Origin of the sequence: Pseudomonas sp. Sample_21 (assembly GCF_004307525.1) — a bacterium.
Classification (GTDB): Bacteria; Pseudomonadota; Gammaproteobacteria; order Pseudomonadales; family Pseudomonadaceae; genus Aquipseudomonas; species Aquipseudomonas atacamensis.
The window spans coordinates 335,266-356,325 of sequence record NZ_RCNZ01000059.1; the positions used below are offsets into that span (position 1 = coordinate 335,266).

The 21,060-nt window shown below is 60.0% G+C and carries 12 protein-coding genes; 5 read left to right on the forward strand and 7 right to left on the reverse strand.

Annotated elements, in window-relative coordinates:
- Window positions 1–126: 126 nt before the first annotated feature.
- Both D8U71_RS09680 and putA read right to left on the reverse strand, forming a co-directional pair.
- The gene (locus D8U71_RS09680; RefSeq protein ID WP_130887670.1) at window positions 127–1,929 is read right to left on the reverse strand and encodes an acyl-CoA dehydrogenase; all 1,803 of its coding nucleotides are present in this window, start codon (window positions 1,927–1,929) and stop codon (window positions 127–129) included.
- Window positions 1,930–2,188: 259 nt separating this feature from the next.
- A complete protein-coding gene (gene putA / locus D8U71_RS09690) occupies window positions 2,189–6,142 on the reverse strand; it encodes a trifunctional transcriptional regulator/proline dehydrogenase/L-glutamate gamma-semialdehyde dehydrogenase (protein WP_130887672.1) in 3,954 nt (1,317 codons plus the stop codon).
- A 458-nt stretch (window positions 6,143–6,600) separates the two neighbouring features.
- Here putA and putP point away from each other — a divergent pair, with 458 nt between their 5' ends.
- The 4 genes from putP to D8U71_RS09715 all read left to right on the forward strand — a co-directional run bounded on the left by putP (window position 6,601) and on the right by D8U71_RS09715 (window position 11,806).
- Window positions 6,601–8,085, forward strand: a complete 1,485-nt coding sequence (putP, locus tag D8U71_RS09695; protein WP_130887673.1) for a sodium/proline symporter PutP — start codon at window positions 6,601–6,603, stop codon at window positions 8,083–8,085.
- A 350-nt stretch (window positions 8,086–8,435) separates the two neighbouring features.
- On the forward strand, window positions 8,436–10,451 hold the full coding sequence (locus tag D8U71_RS09705) for a type VI secretion system tip protein VgrG (protein ID WP_130887674.1): 2,016 nt from the start codon (window positions 8,436–8,438) through the stop codon (window positions 10,449–10,451).
- The gene (locus tag D8U71_RS09710; protein WP_130887675.1) at window positions 10,441–11,154 is read left to right on the forward strand and encodes a DUF4123 domain-containing protein; all 714 of its coding nucleotides are present in this window, start codon (window positions 10,441–10,443) and stop codon (window positions 11,152–11,154) included. Before D8U71_RS09705 ends, D8U71_RS09710 begins: the two co-directional genes overlap by 11 nt.
- Window positions 11,155–11,485: 331 nt before the next feature.
- Window positions 11,486–11,806 carry a hypothetical protein gene (locus D8U71_RS09715; RefSeq protein ID WP_016772008.1) on the forward strand — a complete coding sequence of 107 codons (321 nt, stop codon included), beginning with the start codon at window positions 11,486–11,488 and terminating at the stop codon, window positions 11,804–11,806.
- Between the two features lie 240 nt (window positions 11,807–12,046).
- Here D8U71_RS09715 and D8U71_RS09720 read toward each other — a convergent pair whose 3' ends face one another.
- Complete coding sequence (locus D8U71_RS09720; RefSeq protein ID WP_241663637.1) at window positions 12,047–12,313, reverse strand: hypothetical protein; 267 nt, start codon at window positions 12,311–12,313, stop codon at window positions 12,047–12,049.
- A 331-nt stretch (window positions 12,314–12,644) separates the two neighbouring features.
- On the opposite strand from D8U71_RS09720, the gene D8U71_RS09725 reads away from it, so the two are divergent.
- Window positions 12,645–13,484, forward strand: a complete 840-nt coding sequence (locus D8U71_RS09725) for a 23S rRNA (adenine(2030)-N(6))-methyltransferase RlmJ (RefSeq protein WP_125917470.1) — start codon at window positions 12,645–12,647, stop codon at window positions 13,482–13,484.
- Window positions 13,485–13,608: 124 nt separating this feature from the next.
- On the opposite strand, the gene msrA is transcribed toward D8U71_RS09725, so the two are convergent.
- From msrA to aceF, 4 genes are all read right to left on the reverse strand, one after another.
- Window positions 13,609–14,274: a peptide-methionine (S)-S-oxide reductase MsrA gene (msrA, locus tag D8U71_RS09730; protein ID WP_110602670.1), complete on the reverse strand. Its 666-nt coding sequence runs from the start codon at window positions 14,272–14,274 to the stop codon at window positions 13,609–13,611.
- A 195-nt stretch (window positions 14,275–14,469) separates the two neighbouring features.
- Window positions 14,470–17,166 carry a GGDEF and EAL domain-containing protein gene (locus D8U71_RS09735; protein ID WP_016772005.1) on the reverse strand — a complete coding sequence of 899 codons (2,697 nt, stop codon included), beginning with the start codon at window positions 17,164–17,166 and terminating at the stop codon, window positions 14,470–14,472.
- A gap of 254 nt (window positions 17,167–17,420) precedes the next feature.
- Entirely contained in the window at window positions 17,421–18,818 is a 1,398-nt protein-coding gene (locus D8U71_RS09740; protein WP_130887676.1) for an alkaline phosphatase D family protein, read from the reverse strand.
- Window positions 18,819–19,094: 276 nt separating this feature from the next.
- Complete coding sequence (gene aceF, locus D8U71_RS09745; protein ID WP_125926301.1) at window positions 19,095–21,059, reverse strand: dihydrolipoyllysine-residue acetyltransferase; 1,965 nt, start codon at window positions 21,057–21,059, stop codon at window positions 19,095–19,097.
- Between the last annotated feature and the right edge of the window lies 1 nt (window position 21,060).

The window sequence follows — 21,060 nt, forward strand, 5'->3', positions numbered from 1 at the left end:
CAGGCTGAGCTGATGCGTGATCAGGTCCCTGCGCAGGCAAGCCACTCGCACCGGGATCACGCCCAGAGACCCTGTGGGAACGGACTTGCCTGCGAAGAGGGAATAAGCCGCTACGCACGATCGAGATCAGAACCACTCCTCCCGCATCCCCAGACACGTATCATCCCGCGCCTCCAGCAAATCCAGCTCATGCTGGCAACCCGGCACTTCCCATGTCAGGAAATACCGCGCCGCCTGCAACTTGCCCTTATAGAAGTCGACATCCGCCGCATTCCCTTTGGCCAGGCCTTCCTCGGCGCGAATCGCCTGCTCCAGCCAGCGCCAGCCGATCACTGCGTGACCGAACACTTTCAAGTACAGCGCCGAGTTCGCCAGGCTGCTGTTGACCTTGCCTTGGGCCAGATCCGTGAGCAGGCCGATGGTCACGGTTTGCAAGCGGGCCACGACTTCCTCCAGCGGTTCGCGCAGTGCATCCAGCGAGTCGTATGCAGTGGCACGTTCGGCCGTATTGGCGATCAATCGAATCAGCTGCTTGAGACCGGCGCCACCGTTCTGCGCCAGCTTGCGCCCGAGCAAATCCAGCGACTGGATGCCGTGAGTGCCTTCGTGGATCGGATTCAAGCGGTTGTCACGGTAGTACTGCTCCACCGGGTACTCACGGGTGTAGCCGTGGCCGCCAAGAATCTGGATCGCCAGTTCGTTGGCTTTGAGGCAGAACTCCGATGGCCAGGATTTTACGATCGGCGTCAGCAGGTCCAACAGCTCATGAGCCTGTTTGCGTTCGGCTTCGGTTTCCAGCGTGGTGGTGTCATCGAACAACCGCGCGGCGTACAGGCCGAGGTCAAAAGCCCCTTCGACGTAGGACTTCTGCGTCAGCAACATGCGTCTGACATCGGCGTGCTGAATGATCGCCACCGGCGCTGTGCTCGGATCCTTGCTGTCCGGCACCCGACCTTGCGGACGTTCGCGCGCATATTCCAGTGAATACAGGTAACCGGCATAGCCGAGCATGACCGCGCCCATACCGACGCCGATCCGCGCTTCGTTCATCATCTGGAACATGTAGCTCAAGCCATGGTGTGGTTTGCCCACCAGATAGCCGACGCACTTGCCGTTATCGCCGAAGTTCAGCGCCGTTGATGTGGTGCCGCGCCAGCCCATCTTGTGGAACAAACCGGCGAGCAGCACGTCGTTGCGCTGGCCGAGGCTGCCGTCGTCGTTGACCAGAAACTTCGGCACGATAAACAGCGAAATACCTTTCACCCCCGGTGGGGCGTCCGGCAGTTTGGCCAGAACCATGTGCACGATGTTTTCCGACAGCGGATGATCGCCGCCGGAAATGAAGATCTTGTTGCCTTTGAGGCGATAGGTGCCGTCGGATGCGGGCTCGGCGCGGGTGCGGATATCCGACAGCGACGAACCGGCATGGGGCTCGGTCAGGGCCATGGTGCCGAAGAAACGTCCGTCGATCATCGGTTGCAGGAAGCGCTGTTTCTGCTCTTCGCTGCCGAAGCTCTCGATCAGATTGGCCGCGCCCATGGTCAGGAACGGGTATGAGGTCGACGCTGCGTTGGCGGACTGAAAGTGCGCGAAGCAGGCTTGCGACAGCAGGGTCGGCAATTGCATGCCGCCGGCCTCGAAGCTGCGTGCGGCGTTGAGGAAGCCAGCCTCGAGAAAGGCATCCACCGCCGGTTTCACTTCGGGAATCAGAATGGCCTGGCCATCTTCATAGCGCGGCTCGTTTTCATCGCCCTTGCGGTTGTGCGGGGCGAAATACTTTTCGGCGATGTTGCGCGCGGTGCCGATGGCGGCGTCGAAAGTCTCGCGATTGTGCTCGGCAAAGCGCTCGCGCCGGGTCAGGCCCTCGGCATCGAGGACTTCGTACAGCTCGAAAGCCAGATTGCGGGAACTGAGCAGCGTCTCGGACATGGCGGCCTACCTGGAAATTGGGGTTGGGCCGAGTCTAAGCGTGCTGATAAAGACTGAACAGGATGATTGATAAGCGTGATGTTGGAGCCGCGCGCGGACTTAACAGGCGCCGAAAACAACTGTGGGAGCGAGCCTGCTCGCGAAAGCGGAGGGTCAGGCAACATTGATGTCGACTGAAACGCCGTTTTCGCGAGCAGGCTCGCTCCCACAGAGTATTGCGTACCAGGCGACCATTGCGGTCGCCTGGATTTACAGCGGTTTAACCGATCGTCATCAAGCTGGCATTACCCCCCGCCGCAGCGGTGTTGACGCTCAATGCCCGCTCGATCACCAGACGCTCCAGGGCAATGTTGGTCTCGCCCTGGGACAGGCCCTGAACGCCAACGATTGCACCGCCACGCTGGGCGATCTGCTGGCAGACGCCGCGCAACTGGTCGGAGTGACCGTGATGCAGCACGGCATCGAACACCACTTCGTCCTTGTTCCAGTCGGCAACGCGTTTGATCCGCGCCTGGACTTCCTTCGGCAGACGGGCGAACAAGGCCTTGCTCAGCTCGGTTTCCGGCCACACTGCCGAACCGCCCACCGCCAGCACCGCCGCCAGTTGCGTCAGCAGATCACCTTCAACTTCCGCCAGGCACAGCACGTGTTCGCGCGGCAGGATCGCGTAGCTGTTTTTCTCGCCGGTCGGGCCAGCCAGCACGCGGGTGATGCCGCTCTGCGATTGCGCAGCGTACTGAACGCACAGGGTGCTCAGGTCAGCGAACTTGTTGTTGTCGGCCCAGGCTTTCAGGGCGTTCAACGATTGGCTCATGGCATCGCGCAAACGCACGTCCGGGGCGCTGATGGCGTCACCGCGAGCGAAGGATTGCTCGATTGCGTCGCTAGGGCGCGTCGACAGCAGGCGGTACAGATACAGCGGGCCGCCGGCTTTCGGGCCAGTACCCGAGAGGCCTTCGCCGCCGAATGGCTGCACGCCGACCACGGCACCGACGATGTTGCGGTTGACGTAGACGTTACCGGCGTTGACGTTGTCGATCACCTTGGCGATGGTCTCGTCGATGCGCGTGTGCACGCCCAGCGTCAGGCCGTAACCGGAGGCGTTGATCTGGCCGATCAGTTGGTCCAGCTCCTTGCGCTTGTAGCGCACCACGTGCAGTACCGGGCCGAAGATTTCGCGTTGCAGTTCGTCGAAGCTTTCCAATTCGATCAGGGTCGGCATGACGAAGGTGCCGCGCTTGACCTCTTCGCTGTCGGCAATCGCCACCTGGTAAACATTGCGACCTTTGTCGCGCATGCCCTGGATGTGCTTGTCGATGCCGGCCTTGGCTTCGGCGTCGATCACCGGGCCGATGTCCACGGACAGACGCTCGGGGTTGCCGAGACGGCTTTCGGCCATGGCACCCTTGAGCATTTCGATGACGCGATCGGCGGAATCTTCCTGCAGGCACAGCACGCGCAGTGCCGAGCAACGCTGACCGGCGCTGTCGAAGGCCGACGACACCACGTCGATTACCACTTGTTCAGTCAAAGCCGAGGAATCGACGATCATCGCGTTCTGGCCACCGGTTTCGGCGATCAGCGGAATCGGACGGCCCTGGCTGTCGAGACGGCCAGCGATGTTGCGTTGCAGCAAGCGCGCGACTTCGGTGGAACCGGTGAACATCACGCCTTTGACGCGCTCATCGCCAACCAGACCGGCGCCGACGGTTTCACCACGGCCCGGCAGCAGTTGCAGCACGCCTTCCGGGATGCCGGCTTCGAGCATCAGGCGCACAGCCTGAGCCGCTACCAGCGGAGTCTGCTCAGCCGGTTTGGCCAGTACCGGGTTACCGGCGGCCAATGCCGCAGCGACCTGGCCGCTGAAGATCGCCAGCGGGAAGTTCCACGGGCTGATGCACACCACCGGACCGAGTGGGCGGTGGGCATCATTGCTGAAATCGTTGCGCGCCTGCACTGCGTAATAACGCAGAAAATCGACGGCTTCGCGGACTTCGGCGATGGCGTTGGCGTAGGTCTTGCCGGCTTCGCGAGCCAACAGGCCCATCAGCGGCTGGATCTCGCCTTCCATCAAGTCAGCGGCACGTTCCAGAATTGCCGCACGTTCGGCCGGCGGGGTGGCCTGCCAGATCGGCGCGGCGTTCAGCGCGCATTGAATGGCGTTGTCGACGTCTTCGACGGTAGCTTCTTGAACGTGACCGACCACATCGCGGTGATCGGACGGGTTCAGCACCGCGACCGGCGTTTCGTTGCTGGAGGCGCAACCGAGCATCGGCGCGGCTTTCCAGTCGTTGTGCGCGGTGGCGAGCAGGGCGCAGGACAGCGAGGCCAGACGATGTTCGTTAGCCATGTCGATGCCGCTGGAGTTGGCGCGCTCGGCACCGTACAGGTCACGCGGCAGCGGAATGCGCGGGTGCGGCAGGCCAAAACCGCCTTCCACGGTGGCCATCTGCTCGATCTGTGCCACCGGATCGGCCACCAGTTCCTGAATCGAAATCGACTGGTCGGCGATACGGTTGACGAACGAGGTGTTGGCACCGTTTTCCAGCAAACGACGCACGAGGTACGCCAGCAGGGTTTCGTGGGTGCCGACCGGTGCGTACACACGGCACGGACGGTTCAGCTTGCCCTCGGAAACCTTGCCTACAACCTGTTCGTAGAGCGGTTCGCCCATGCCGTGCAGGCACTGGAACTCGTACTGGCCCGGGTAATAGTTCTGACCGGCGATGTGGTAGATCGCCGACAGGGTGTGGGCGTTGTGCGTGGCGAATTGCGGGTAGATGGCTTCCGGCACCGACAGCAGTTTGCGTGCGCAAGCAATGTAGGAAACGTCGGTGTACACCTTGCGGGTGTAGACCGGATAGCCTTCCAGACCTTCGACCTGAGCGCGTTTGATTTCGCTGTCCCAGTACGCGCCTTTCACCAGGCGGATCATCAGGCGATGGCGGCTGCGGCGAGCCAGATCAATCACGTAGTCGATCACGTACGGGCAACGCTTCTGGTAAGCCTGGATAACGAAACCGATGCCGTTCCAGCCAGTCAGTTGCGGCTCGAAGCACAGGCGCTCGAGCAGATCCAGCGACAACTCGAGGCGGTCGGCTTCTTCGGCGTCGATGTTCAGGCCGATGTCGTATTGCTTGGCCAGCAGGGTCAGCGACAGCAGGCGCGGGTACAGCTCGTCCATCACCCGCTCGTACTGCGCACGGCTGTAACGCGGGTGCAGCGCCGAGAGCTTGATGGAAATGCCCGGGCCTTCATAAATCCCACGGCCGTGGGACGCTTTGCCGATCGAATGGATCGCCTGTTCGTACGACGCCAGGTATTTCTGCGCGTCGACTTCGGTGAGTGCCGCTTCACCGAGCATGTCGTAGGAATAGCGGAAGCCCTTGGCTTCGAACTTGCTCGCATTGGCCAGTGCTTCGGCGATGGTTTCGCCGGTCACGAACTGCTCGCCCATCAGGCGCATGGCCATGTCGACGCCCTTGCGGATCATCGGCTCGCCGCTCTTGCCGATGATGCGGCTCAGCGACGAGGTCAGGCCGGCTTCGTTGTGGGTGGAGACCAGTTTGCCAGTCAGCAGCAGGCCCCAGGTCGCAGCGTTGACGAACAGCGAAGGGCTGTTGCCCAGGTGCGGATGCCAGTTGCCGGTGCTGATCTTGTCGCGGATCAGCGCATCGCGGGTGCCTTTGTCCGGGATGCGCAGCAGCGCTTCGGCCAGGCACATCAGCGCCACGCCTTCCTGGGACGAGAGGGAGAATTCCTGCAACAGACCTTGAACAATACCGGCACGACCGCCGGCACTTTTCTGGTTACGCAGTTTTTCGGCGATGGTCGCGGCGAGTTTGTTGGTGGCTTCGGCCATCGGTGCCGGCAGGCGCGCCTGCTCGATCAGCATCGGCACCACTTCCGGCTCAGGGCGGCGGTAGGCTGCGGTGATCGAAGCACGCAGAACCGATTGCGGCAGGATGCTTTCAGCGAATTCGAGGAAGCATTGGTGAGCGTGATCGGTCTGCACTTCGCCTGCGTCATCGGCGTCTTTGGCGGTCAAACCGTTCAACTCGGTCAGGGTTGCACCACCCTCGAGTTTTTCCAGGTAATTGAAAATTGCCTGCTTGATCAGCCAGTGCGGCGTGCGATCAATCGAGGTTGCGGCAGCCTTCAGGCGCTCGCGGGTCGGGTCATCGAGTTTGACCCCAAGGGTGGTGGTAGCCATATTTTTATCCTCATGGTTGCCACAGTTGCGTGGCATCAGCTGGCCGCAAGATTAGCCGTGCGTTGAATGAGGTGCAACCGGGTGCAACCCTTTTTTTGCCGGAATAATACGCAGCTCGTCAGGAAATAATTTCTGGTACGAAAGTGCTGCTCCTGCTTGGTGCTTTTGCTTCTAGCAAAGAGCCATGACTGCCACAAAAGGGAGCAAAAACGGGGCGATCGTCGATTAATCCGACTGGGTGCAACTAATTCTCGCGAAACTGGTTGCACCTTATTTGCTTTGTTGCATAGCATTCGCCGCCAAGGTGCAACCGGGAATAACCCGGTGCATCGGCTGATGGCTTTCCTGGGGAAACATCAGTCTTAAATGCGCGGGATCCCGGATCGTCTGCCAAACGTCGTCGTTTGCGAGCGGTTCACCACCGCCGCTACATAAAAACAAAGCCAGGGCGTAACTCAATGAGCGTAAGCAATCCAACCCTGATCACGTTCGTGATCTACATCGCAGCAATGGTGCTGATCGGCTTCATGGCCTATCGCTCCACCAATAACCTTTCTGACTACATTCTGGGCGGCCGTAGCCTGGGCAGCGTCGTGACGGCACTGTCCGCCGGTGCTTCCGACATGAGCGGCTGGTTGCTGATGGGCCTGCCGGGCGCCATCTACATGTCCGGTCTGTCCGAAAGCTGGATCGCCATCGGCCTGATCGTCGGTGCCTACCTGAACTGGCTGTTTGTCGCCGGCCGTCTGCGTGTGCAGACCGAGCACAACGGCGATGCCCTGACTCTGCCGGATTACTTTTCCAGCCGTTTCGAAGATAAAAGCGGCTTGCTGCGGATTATCTCGGCGATCGTGATTCTGGTGTTCTTTACCATCTACTGCGCTTCCGGCATCGTCGCCGGTGCCCGCCTGTTCGAAAGCACGTTCGGCATGACCTACGAAACGGCGCTGTGGGCCGGTGCTGCGGCGACGATTGCCTACACCTTCATCGGCGGTTTCCTCGCGGTGAGCTGGACCGACACCGTCCAAGCCACGCTGATGATCTTCGCGCTGATCCTTACGCCGATCATCGTCCTGCTGGCCACTGGCGGCGTTGACACCACGTTCCTCGCCATCGAAGCGCAAGATCCTAGCAACTTCGACATGCTCAAAGGCACCACCTTCATCGGCATCATCTCGCTGATGGGCTGGGGTCTGGGCTACTTCGGCCAGCCGCACATCCTCGCGCGTTTCATGGCGGCGGATTCGGTGAAGTCGATCGCCAAGGCGCGTCGCATTTCCATGGCCTGGATGATCCTGTGCCTGGGCGGCACCGTTGCGGTGGGCTTCTTCGGTATCGCTTACTTCTCGGCGCACCCGGAAGTCGCCGGTCCTGTGACCGAGAACCCGGAGCGCGTGTTCATTGAACTGGCGAAAATCCTCTTCAACCCATGGGTTGCCGGTGTACTGCTGTCGGCCATTCTGGCGGCGGTGATGAGCACCCTGAGCTGCCAGTTGCTGGTGTGCTCCAGCGCCCTGACCGAAGACTTCTATAAAGCCTTCCTGCGCAAGTCCGCTTCGCAACTGGAGCTGGTCTGGGTCGGTCGTGCCATGGTGCTGCTGGTAGCCCTGATTGCTATCGCGCTGGCTGCCAACCCGGAAAACCGCGTACTGGGCCTGGTGTCCTACGCCTGGGCCGGTTTCGGTGCTGCATTCGGTCCGGTGGTGCTGATTTCGGTGGTCTGGAAAGACATGACCCGCAACGGCGCACTGGCCGGTATTCTGGTCGGCGCGATCACCGTGGTGGTCTGGAAGCATTTCGAACTGCTGGGTCTGTACGAAATCATTCCGGGCTTCATCTTCGCCAGCCTGGCCATCTACTTTGTCAGCAAGGCGGGTGAGCCGACTCGCGGCATGGTTGAGCGTTTCGAGGCAGCGGAAAAAGACTTCCATCTGAACAAGTGATGGACTGAGCTTCGGCTCACTTGAAAACGGCCCGTTTCCTACAGGAAGCGGGCCGTTTTTTTGTGCCTGTGATTTCTCGAATCCTGTGGAAATCCATTGTGGGAGCGAGCCTGCTCGCGAATGCGATTGATCATTCAATGAATGTGTCGACTGACATGCCGCTTTCGCGAGCAGGCTCGCTCCCACAGGGTGGGTGGCAGGTTTGATTGAATTGTCTGTAGTCGAACGGCCGAATTAACAAGGTCCTTTCAGCAACCCACGTAGGGCAAATCTGAATTTCCCGTCACCTGCTCGGCACCCCTTGCCCCTCATGCAGAATCGCCCGCCCTCACACTGCAGAGAGACATCGGATGTTCGCGCCTGCCAATCAACCGCGTTTCACGTTGACCCTCGAAGGCGCCCGGCATGACCTCAAAGTCCTTGAGTTCACGGGCAGGGAAGCCATCAGCCAACCCTATCGCTTCGAGCTGGAACTGGTCAGCGAGCGGCCGGACCTGGATCTGGAAAGCCTGCTGCATGGTCAGGCGTTTCTGAGTTTCGATGCTCAGGGTTGCGGTATTCATGGTCAGATTTATCAGGTCGGGCAGGGCGATTCCGGGAAACGTCTGACACGCTATCACCTCAGCCTTGTCCCGCGTCTGACGTATCTGGGGCATCGCGTCAACCAGCGTGTTTTTCAGCATCAGAGCGTGCCGCAAATTGTCACGCAGATCCTCAAAGACCATTCGATCCTGCGCGATGCCTTTGAATTTCGCCTGGGCAGCGAATATCCGGAGCGCGAATACTGCGTGCAATACGCCGAAAGCGATCTGGCCTTTATCCAGCGCCTGTGTGCCGAAGTCGGCATTCATTACCATTTTCAACACAGCCCCGAAGGCCATTTGCTGGTATTCGGCGACGACCAGACCGTGTTCCCCAAGCTGCCCGCGCCAACGCTGTATCTGCCGGGCAGCGGCATGTCGGCGGGCGCGCCGGCGATTCAGCGTTTCAATGTGCGCGTGGAAACCCGCACCAGCGTCGTCACCCGGCGCGACTACAACTTCGAAAAACCACGCCTGTCTCTGGAAAGTCGCAGTGACGGCGAGCAACGTCCGGTGCTGGAGGACTATCACTTCCCCGGCCAATTCAGTGATCGTGAAACCGGCAAACAGCTGACTCGGCGAGCGCTGGAACGGCACGTCGCCGATTACCATCAGGCCGACGGCAGCAGCGACGAGTCTTCATTGGTCTGCGGGCATTTTCTGCAACTCACCGAGCATCCGCGCAGCGACTGGAATGATCTGTGGTTGCTCACCTGTGTCGAGCATCGCGGCCGTCAGCCGCAGGTGCTGGAGGAATCGGTGACCAGCGATGGCGAATCCTTTCAGGGCTACCGCAATACTTTCGTCGCCACGCCGTGGGACGTGGTCTTTCGTCCGGCGCTTTGCCCGGAAAAACCGCGCATGTCGGGTTACCAGCCTGCCGTGGTCACCGGCCCGAAAGACCTGGAAATCCATTGCGATGAATATGGCCGGGTCAAGGTGCAACTGGCCTGGGACCGCGATGGCGAATTGAACGAGCACTCCAGTTGCTGGCTGCGCGTCGCGACCGGTTGGGCTCACGATCACTACGGTAGCGTGTTGATTCCGCGCGTCGGCATGGAAGTGCTGGTCGGCTTCATTGATGGCGATGCCGATAAGCCGCTGGTCATGGGTTGCCTGCCGAATGCGGCAACCCCGGTGCCGCTGGATCTGCCGGCAGACAAGACCCGAAGCGTGTTCCGCAGCCAGAGCAGCCCCGGAGGTGGCGGTTATAACGAACTGCGCATCGAGGATAAAAAAGGCGCCGAGGAAATCTACCTGCGTGCCCAGCGCAACTGGACCCAGCATGTGCTCAACGACCAGCAGTTGCAGGTCGATAATCAGCGCAGTGTGGTCGTCACCGGTACCGCCCGCCATGAACTCAAGGCCGACGAGCAACGCATCACCCACGGCCAGCGCCAGACCGAAGTCAGGCTGGATGATCATTTGTCCGTGCTCGGCGACCGACAGGTTCGGGTAAACAGCCAGGCCACCAGCGCCTCAGCGCAGATCCATATCAGCGCAGGCCAGCAAGTGGTCATTGATGGCGGCGCGAGCGCGACGATTCAGGCCGGCGGACAGTGGATCAACATCGGCCCCGGCGGAATTTTCAGCAGCGTGCCGATTGTTGTGGGTGGCGCGCCAATGGCGGCAACGAGTGCGGCACCGGTGGTGCCGGGCTTGCCAGAGAAACTGGCCGCTGCGCCGGCGGCGGTTCTCACCGCCGCACAGATCATGAGTCTCAAAGGTGATGCGCCTTTCTGCGAAGAGTGTGAGCGGTGCAAGGACGGTGTCTGTGCAGCCTGAACAATTGACGCCCGAACAATGGCTGGCGCGGCAGCCGCTGCACGCGTCGGAACAACTGTTCGCCATTTTCAGTCGCGCCAGCGACGCCAATGCGTTCAAAGCCTGGCAGGGCACAGCGAATCCAGTCTGGGCCGAGACGATTTATGCCGAGTGGGACGCGGTGATGCCCTATGTGGGAATTGTCGCTGCGGACAGTGAGTTTTTACGTTGGGTGGCGGAAACAGAATCCCGGGATTGGGGATGGTTGGCGGTGTCTTCGGCGGATCTGGATGTGCTGGTCGAACATTTCCGCAGCCTGACTCAAGTGCTGATGCCGGACGGTAAAGCGGTGTTTTTTCGCTTTTGGGATGGTCGGTTTCTGCTGCCTCTTTTGCACTCTGACGAGCTCAATTCCGCGCAATTACTGCCAGTCGTTTCGCGAGCCTTGATCAATGGCCAAGCCATTGAAATCGGGGGCCGTGCGCTGGTTTCGGGGCGGGTCTTTCCGTGGTGGAGCGTGCCGCAATCGCTGTTGGCGCAGACTGATGCAAGCGTACGCATCGCCAATGCTTTGCAATGGCTGAGCGAGGAGCAACCGGCCGTGTTCGAGGCGTTTCCCGAGGCTGTTTTGCGCTGCAAGGTCGGGCAGTTTTTCAAATTATCGATGTCGGAAGATTCGTCACGATCGGCGCTTCTGGAGTTTTTGCTGGCAGAGGCAGAGTGAAATTTCGGGGCAAACGCTTCGGATGTTTCCTTCGAATCGCGGCGGCTTTCATGAACTGGTGCGTGGTGGGTTGCAGGGATAGTCTTTTCGTTGTCACTGCGAGAGTGGTGGCAGGGTGAAGGATTCCCGCATTCATGACGTTACAGTTCGTTGGCTTTTTGCGGCACTTGGTTCAAGTCCGTAAGATCGTTCGCGGCGGCTGTGCGTGGGGCACGCTTCGGCGTGGCCGAGGTCCATGATTGCTCGGTTCCTACTCCCGCGCACAGCTGCCACCCTAACCCGTAGGAAGGTGTGATGGCGGCTCACGTTTATCAATCATGGGACCCGGAAAATGACCAATATGCATACTGATTCACCCTACGAAAAAATCACCCCTCACCCCGACAACCGCTTCATGGCCCTTACCGGCAATTGCAGCGACATGCCCAGCCTGTTCGTCGACACCCATGTGCCCCTCGACATCCTCATGGACGCCGCCAACTATCGCATCCGCGCCGTGGTCCAGGTCCTGGAAAACATGTGCATGCGCGGCTCGATCGAATGCGACTCCGTGATCCTCAGCGATTTCGCCTTGCTGTGCGCCATCCCATTGCGCGATGGCTGTGATGTGCTCGATGTCATCGGCAAGCGCCTGCGCAGCTTGCCCGCCTGAAGATCAGAAGATCGCAGCCTCCGGCAGAGTGAGCGCCTATCCCATGTAGGAGCCGCCGAAGGCTGCGATCTTTTGATTGATTGAAATCGGGGGGGCAGTCAGAGATGTAGGCATCTTGGGTTTTGATAAAGCGGTTGAACGCTTCGGAGTTGTAGATCTTCAGGCACGCAAGGAACACCACTTTTTCATTTGAGTGTTTGCTGCGTGAAGGTGTCTGCTGGTAAGCCGCCGATATGTAGCTCAGTGTTTCTTTATAGGGATCGTGCAGCACTTGCAGCGTTCTTCATCTTGCAGGATGGAATGTAGGCCGTTGCCCATGACTGAATAGGCATTGGCGGACAGCGCAATGTCTTTTTCCAGCGCTGAGCGTTCGTTGAATGGCTTCAGAATGCAGTGGCTCAGCCCGTAGTTCTTTAGTGTCTGGCGTGCCTGTTCAATGTGAGTTTCGTCGGCAAGGGCGAGGTATGGACTTAGAAGGCTGAGTGAACAGATGATGAGATACCGCATGAGTTTTTGACTTACTGTCGTTCATGGTTAGCCAGTTTAACGCCATAAAAGCAAAGCCCCTCACCCTAGCCCTCTCCCAGAGGGAGAGGGGACTGACCGAGTTGTCTGGGTGATGTACGCCGACCTGCGACTTCAGTGGTGAACTTCGCTTGGCCAAGCCTGAGATCACGTGGATCATTCAGGTCGATGTAACTCGCAAGATCGCCACCGTCAGTCCCCTCTCCCTCCGGGAGAGGGCTAGGGTGAGGGCAGGCTTTTTGTCCGCTCGGCCGCCAACCCCTGACTTGCCGACCGGTAAAAGGTAAACTTTGCGGCCCTCGCAGGAGCAGCCATGAATTATCGTCACGCCTTCCATGCCGGCAATCACGCCGATGTGTTCAAACACCTGACCTTGACCCGCCTCATAGCCCTGATGTCGCGCAAGGAGCAGCCGTTTGCCTATCTCGACACGCACGCCGGCATCGGTCTGTATGACTTGCAGGGCGATCAGGCCAATCGCACCGGCGAGTACCTGGAAGGCATTGCGCGGTTGTGGGATCAGCCGGACCTGCCGGCGCTGACCGCTGATTACATGAAGGTGCTGCACGAGATGAACCCGGATGGCCAGTTGCGCTACTACCCGGGTTCGCCGGAGCTGGCACGGCGTCTGACGCGGCCGCAGGATCGGGTGATGCTCAACGAAAAGCACCCCGAAGACGGCGTGTTGCTCAAGGACAACATGGCCGGCGATCGTCGGGTAAAAGTGCATCTGGGCGAGGGCTGGCACGTGGCGCGGGCGATGTTGCCGGTGCAGGAAAAGCGCGCGGTGATGCTGATCGATCCGCCGTTCGAGCAACTCGACGAGATGCAGCGTTGCGCGGCGTCGATGAAAGAAGCCATCGGCCGCATGCGCCAGACCGTGGCTGCGATCTGGTATCCGGTGAAGGATCAGCGTGCACTGCGGCGTTTCTATCAGGACCTGGCAGGCACGGGTGCACCGAAGTTGCTGCGTGTGGAGCTGCTGGTGCATCCGCTGGACACGCCGAACAGCCTGAACGGTTCCGGGCTGGCGATCGCCAATCCGCCGTGGGGGCTGGAAGATGAATTGCGTGAGTTGCTGCCGTGGTTGTCGAAGAAGCTGGGGCAGACTCAGGGTGGCTGGCAGATGGATTGGCTGATTGCCGAGAGCTGATCGCCGAGCGATCGTTCCCACGCTCCGCGTGGGAATGCCTCAATGGACGCTCTGCGTCCGCTGTCAGGACGCGGAGCGTCCCGGGCTGCATTCCCACGCAGGGCGTGGGAACGATCAGGCGGGGTTAGTTGCCCGCAAGGCTTGCTGGCATGCAAACGCCGGTGCCGCCAATCCCGCAGTAACCTTCAGGGTTCTTCGCCAGATACTGCTGGTGATAGGCCTCGGCAAAGTACACGGTCGGGGCCTGGTCGATCTCGGTGCTGATTTCACCCAGGCCGGCCTTGGCCAGTTCCGCCTGATACACGTCTTTGCTTTTCAGTGCCGCATCCAGTTGCTCCGGGGTGGTCGCATAGATCACTGAGCGGTACTGAGTGCCGATGTCGTTGCCCTGACGCATGCCCTGAGTCGGGTTGTGCAGTTCCCAGAACATCGCCAGCAGCTCTTCATAGCTGACTTGGGCCTTGTCATACACCACCAATACCACTTCGGCGTGGCCGGTCAGGCCCGAGCAGACTTCTTCGTACGTCGGGTTTGGCGTGAAGCCGCCGGCGTAACCGACCACGGTGCTGACTACGCCTTCGCGCTGCCAGAAGCGTCGTTCCGCGCCCCAGAAGCAACCCAGACCGAAAATCGCGAAGTCGACGTCCTGAAAGAATGGACCGAGCAGCGGGGTGTCTTCGAAGACGAAGTGTTTTTCCGGCAGGGTCATCGGGGTTTCGCGGCCGGGCAGGGCTTGTTCTTTGGTTGGAAGCACGTTTTTGTTCACCAGAATTTCCGAGCGCAGAACCATGAGCGTTCCTCTCAGTCAGGTTGGAGGTAAAAAGTCAGACCGCCAGTGTGCCGAATGATGCCGGAATTCGCACTATCAAAACTGTGGGAGCGAGCCTGCTCGCGAAAGCGGGGTGTCAGGCGACGAAGATGTCGACGGTTTTATCGCCTTCGCGAGCAGGCTCGCTCCCACAAGGGATCTTCATAGAAGCCGGCGTTAGAGACAGAGCGGCCCACGCGGATAGCGCTTGAGCGCTTTGATCAGCTCATCGCCCGGAATCGGTCGGTCGAACAGATAACCCTGGCCGACGTCGCAACGATGGCGGCGCAGGAACGCCAGTTGCTCGGCGGTTTCGATGCCTTCGGCGACAACTTTGAGTTTCAGGTTGTGGGCCATGGCGATCACGGCGGAGGTGATTTCCATGTCGTCCTGGTTGTCGGGGATTTCATGGATGAAGCTGCGATCGATCTTGATGATGTCGATCGGGAATTTCTTCAGATAGCTCAGCGACGAGTACCCGGTGCCGAAGTCATCCATGGCCAGGGTCAGGCCCAGGCGTTTGAGCTGGTCGAGCTGCAAATGCGTGTCTTCGGTGGCTTCCAGCAGCAGGCCTTCGGTCAGCTCCAGTTCGAGCAGATTGGCCGGCAGCGCTTCTTCCCTGAGGATGTTGGCGATCGAGGCGACCAGATCCGGATCGGAGAACTGTTTCGGTGACAGATTGATTGCCACCTGCAGATTGCCCAGGCCGGCAGCGGTCAGGGATTTGCTCATGCGGCACGCCTGACGGGCGATCCATTTGCCGATCGGAATGATCAGGCCGGTTTCCTCGGCGACGCTGATGAACTGGTCCGGGCGAATCATGCCGCGTTCCGGATGGTTCCAGCGCAACAGCGCTTCCATGCCCAGCAGACGACCGCTGCGCAGGCACAGCTTGGGCTGGTAGAACACGTCCAGCTCGTTCTGCGTGAGGGCGCGGCGCAGGTTGTTCTCGACGAACAGTTTGTAACTGGCCTCGGCGTTCAGCGCTTCAGTGAACACCTGCAATTGGTGTTTACCGTTGGCCTTGGCCTTGTGCAGCGCCAGGCCGGCGTTGCGCATCAGGGTCTGCGGGTCGCGCCCGTGCAGCGGCGCGCAGGCCAGGCCGACGGAGCCGGTGACGCTGATCAGCTGATTGTCGACGAACATCGGCTTGTCGAGGGTCATCAGCAACTGACTGGCGATCTGCTGCCCGGCTTCAAGGTCGGTGTCGTCGAGCAACACGGCGAATTCGTTACTGGCAAAACGCGCCAGGCTGCCACTCGGGCTGAGGCTGTTGCGCAGGCGCCGTGCGAGGCTGATCAACAGTTTGTCGCCGGTCTGGTGACCGAGGCTGTCGTTGATCCGCTTGAAGTTATCGATGTCCACCAGCAACAGGCTGATCGGCGTATCGCTGTCGCGGGCGAAGCGCTCATCGAGATTGCGGATGAATGCCGGACGGTTGCCGAGGTTGGTCAGGTTGTCGGTGTAGGCCAGGCGCTCGATACGTTGCTGCGCGAGTTTGGTCTGGGTGATGTCTTCGTAGATGCCGATGTAATGCGTCAGCTCACGGTTATCGCCGTAGACCTTGGAAATCGACAACTGGCCCCAGTACGGTTCGAGGTTCTTGCGGCGGCTTTTGAATTCGCCCTGCCAGCTATTGCTCTGGGCCAGCGCCGAGGGCGCGTCGAACAGCAGTTCGCTGAGGTTTTCCAGCGCCGGCAATTCCGACAGGCGCTGACCGTGGACTTCTTCGGTGGTGTACTGGGTGATCGCGGTGAAGCTCGGGTTGACGTACTCGACCACGCCGTCGCAGTTGACCAGCAAAAAGGCGTTGGCGCTTTGCTCGACCGCGCGCTGAAACAGGTGCAGGGCGCTAGTGGCGGTACGCCGGTTGTGGTTGTTGATCACCTGCGCGAACTGGTCGGCCAGTTCGCCGGCAAAGGCGATTTCGTCGGACTGCCAGGCGCGGGTGACGCCGGTTTGTTCCAGGCACAACACGCCGACTACCTGGCCGTCGACGCGAATGCTGGCATCGAGCATGGCGTTGACGTCACGCGGACGCATCGCCTCGGCCATCTCGCGGGTGCGCGGGTCGTGCATGGCGTTGTGGGCATCGATGGCGCGGCTGCTGTGCAGCGCTTCCATGTAATCGGGGAAGCCGCTGATATCGATCGGCTCCGGCAGGATGTATTCCTGAGTTGCGCGGTGGTAGGCGGAGATCGGCAGCAAGCGCTGGCCTTCGAGGTTCCACAGGCTGGCGCAGTCGATTTCGTAGATATCGCAGGCGCAGCGGGTGATCAGCTCGGCGGCTTCCTGCAGCGAGTTGTGCGTGCTGTAGCGCTGGCGTGCGAGCAGCAGAATCAGATCCTGCTGGGCACGCACGCGCTCCAGATGCTGCAGTTGTTCCTGCTGGGCACGCTGGTTCAGCTCAAGGGCGATTTGCAGGCGCGAGTTCTGGGTTTCCAGATCCACCGAAGGCAGCACCTGGGTTTCGTCGAACACTTCGTCGACGGCCAACAGGTAGCCGCGCAGCAAATGCCGGTTGTGCTGTTTGTAGGCTTCACCCAGTTCGAGCATGTTCAACGCGCCGGCGGCGGTGTGCAGGGTGTAGCGCACCACGTAATGCGCGCTTTTGCTTAGTTGCTGCTGGATCGCGTCATGCAGTTGGTAGCGCGCTTCGGGCTCCATCAGGCTGGCGTAGGGCGAGCCGACCAGTGCGCAGAGCTCGACGGCCGGCTGGCCAAACTGGCGTTCGCAGTTGGGATCAAGGAACAGCATCGCCCAACTGGCTTCATTCAAGCGCTCGAAACGCAGCATGCCGAGCCGCGAGGGCACAGGCAACTGCGTCACTACCTCGGCCGCCATACGGCTGGCGGCATCGGGCTGGCTCTTCATGAAGGAAACTCGCTTGGAAATATGCTGAATGCGCCGGGCTCTCGCCCTCTTGTCTGTTGGCTGCGGCAAGGTTGCATCATTGCGGCACCGACTGACAAGAGAGATGAAGGCCAAGTGCTATAAGAATATGTCGGCTGCAGTGAACATTTCTCCAGTGCACAACTGAAATGAGCAGAAGATCGCAGCCTTGAACAACTCTTGCAGGCGCCACGTAGCCATATAGGAGCTGCCGAAGGCTGCGATCTTTTGGTGTTTCAACGCAATTTCATACTGATCGACTGCAACTTCTTGCCATCGCGGTCATGGTAATTGACCAATATCTGATCAGCCTCAACGACCACATGCGCAAAATTGTCCTGACTCACCACGGCACTGGTCAGCTCGTGCCGATAATCCCCGGCTGCCGTGCGCACCAGCGGTTGATCGAGGATAAACGTCGAAGCCTTGGCATACGGCAGCAATTTGCTGTTGTGCAACGGCGAGGACACGATGGTGTGTACCTCGAAATCGGTGTCCTCGCTGTGACTCAAGCGACTGGTCAGCGAGCCATGGACGTCGCCGGAGACGAACACCACGTTCTTGATCCGGTGAGTGCGGATGGTTTCCAGCAGGCGCAAACGCTGCTCGGGAAAAGCTTTCCAGGCATCGTCACCGTTGAACTTGCGATCGGGATAGAACATCACGCTGGTCACCACGAATTTCACTCGTGCCGGGCTATGGATCAGCCATTGCAGCAGGGCCTGTTCCTGCTCGATGTCGAGAATGCGCCGGTCATCCTTCGACAAGTTGCGTCGGGTGCGACTGTCGGTGACGAACCAGGCGATATCGCTGTCGCCGAACTGATACCAATAATGCTTCAAGGTATTCCGGTCTATCTGGCCCTCGCTGTTATATGCGTAAACCGGGCTGTGGCTGGCTTGATAAAGTTCATAAGCGGCCATGGCGTTGCGATACAAGTCATTGTCTGCATCTTTTGCATTGGCGGGCCAGTTATCTTCTATTTCATGATCGTCGAGCATCATGTAAGTCGATGTATTAGACATCAATTGTTGAATATTCGGTTGCGAGAATGCCGTTCGATACTTCTTCAGAATGTCTTTGGCTTCGCGATCCGGTGCAATGATATTCAAATCATCTACATACACTTGATCGCCGGTCATGATCACCGCGCTGACGGGTAGATGACTGTTCTCGACAAGTCGATTGATCGAGCCAAAGATGCGGTCGCCCAGTTGCGGCAACGAAGCGACGCCAGCGGTGATCCGCAGATAACGGCAAGATCCGACGATAAAGCCCCGGGGCTGGCTGGCTTGCGAGGTGCGGGTACGAAAGCGGTAGAGCTGTCGCGGCCATTGCAATGGAAACTCCACCACTGTGTCGATGGTGTGTACCGGATTCATCGGGCTTAACCAGCCGGCTTGATATTCGTATTCACAATCGGCGTCCAGATCCTGTAAGACCAGTACGCCCGACATGTCGTTGGCTGGATGTAAAAGTGCAAATACGCTGTTCGACCATTTTTCCGTTCCGGCCTTGCGGGCGCGAACTCCTGCAAATACGCGTTTTTTGTCCTGTTGTTCGCCGCGCATGAAAATGCGAACTTCGTTAGTTGTGGCGTGGCCCACGATGGGGCCGATAGTCGGTTTGAACATGATCGATTCCGTTCGAGATTTTAATAAGATGAATTAAATAAGCGGAGCGCATTGAAGCAACTTTCCTGAGCAGAGGTTAGTTGGCCGGCGGCAGAAAATATTGGCGTTAAGTGGACCAGACCTGTGGCCGATGTCAGCGCAGGTTGTAGGAAAGAGACGCGATCCGGTTTATTTCAGGCAAAAAAAAGCCCCGTCAATTGACGGGGTTGAGGTACGAGCGTGTGGCGCTCGAAAGGGTGCAGCAAGCGGCCCTCCGTCGCCGGAGGGCCGTTTGGGTTACAGCAGGATGGTGCGGATGTCGCCCAACAGGCTGCCCAGACGCTGAGTGAAGCGTGCAGCAGCAGCGCCGTTGATCACGCGGTGATCGTAGGACAGCGACAGTGGCAGCATCAGCTTCGGCTGGAAGGCTTTGCCGTCCCAGACTGGCTGGATGGTTGCCTTGGAAACACCGAGGATCGCCACTTCCGGCGCGTTGACGATCGGCGTGAAGCCGGTGCCGCCAATGTGGCCGAGGCTGGAAATGGTGAAGCAGGCGCCCTGCATCTCGTCCGAGGACAGCTTCTTGGTGCGGGCTTTTTCAGCCAGCGAAGCCGCTTCGGCTGCCAGTTGCAGCAGGCTCTTCTGGTCGACGTTCTTGATCACCGGCACCAGCAGGCCATCCGGAGTGTCGACGGCGAAGCCGATGTTCACGTATTTCTTGCGGATGATCGCCTTGCCACTTGGTGCCAGCGAACTGTTGAAGTCCGGCAGCTCCTTGAGCAGGTGCGCGCAGGTCTTGAGCAGCAGCGGCAGGATGGTCAGCTTGACGCCAGCCTTCTCGGCCACGGCTTTCTGCGCAACACGGAAGGCTTCCAGCTCGGTGATGTCCGCCGAGTCGAATTGCGTCACGTGTGGCACGTTCAGCCAGCTGCGGTGCAGGTTGGCAGCGCCGACCTGCATCAGGCGGGTCATCGGCACTTCTTCGATTTCGCCGAAACGGCTGAAATCGACCACCGGGATCGGCGGGATGCCCGCGCCACCGGTAGCGCCGCCAGCAGCGGCCGGTGCTTCCTTGGCCTTCTGCATCATCGCCTTGACGTAAACCTGCACGTCTTCCTTGAGGATGCGACCGTGCGGACCGCTGGCGCCAACGGCGCTCAGCTCGACGCCGAACTCACGAGCCAGTTGACGCACGGCAGGGCCGGCGTGAACTTTGGCGCCCGGTTTCGCTGGTGTAGCAGCCGGCGCTGCGGCTGGAGCGGTGGCAGCAGGTGCAGCGGCAGCCGGAGCAGCAGGTGCCGGAGCGCTCGGTGCAGCAGCCGCAGCCGGGGCAGCAGCCGGGGCCGCGCCTTTGACTTTGAGCTTGAGGATCAGGTCGCCGGTGCCGACTTCGTCATCGAGCTTGATCGAAACGCTTTCGACCACGCCAGCGGCAGGCGATGGAATTTCCATGCTCGCCTTGTCGGATTCCAGGGTGATCAGCGACTGGTCGGCTTCGACAGTGTCGCCGGCCTTGACCAGCACTTCGATGATCTTCGCCTTGCCGGCCGAACCGATGTCCGGGACGTGGATGTCCTGAACGCTGTCGGCAACCGGTGCAGCCGGAGCAGCAGCCGGGGCTGGCGCAGCGGCAGCAGCAGGCGCAGCAGCCTGAGCCGGAGCGGCCGCAGCCGGGGCCGCAGCACCCGCCACTTCCAGATCCAGAATCAGATCGCCAGTGCCGACTTCGTCGTTGAGCTTGACGCTGATGGCTTTGACCACGCCAGCGGCAGGCGACGGGATTTCCATGCTGGCCTTGTCGGATTCCAGAGTGATCAGCGATTGATCAGCTTCGACGCTGTCGCCGACCTTGACCTGAATCTCGATGATCTGCGCCTTGCCCGACGAACCGATGTCCGGCACGTGCACTTGCTGTACCGAAGCGGCAGCAGGGGCAGCGGCAGGCGCGGCAGCAGCAGGTGCCGCAGCCGGTTTCTCTTCGGCTTTCGCAGCAGGTGCGGCGGCAGGTGCAGGGGCCGCTTCAGCGGCGCCCTCGACTTCCAGCTCGAGCAGTTCGTCGCCTTCTTTCAGACGGTCGCCCAGCTTCACTTTCAGGCTCTTGATGACGCCGGCTTTCGGGGCCGGCACTTCCATGCTGGCCTTGTCCGATTCCAGGGTCAGGATGCTCTGGTCGGCTTCGATGCGGTCGCCGACCTTCACAAACAGTTCAATTACTTCACCTTCACCGCTGCCGATGTCAGGTACGCGAATGAGTTCGCTCACA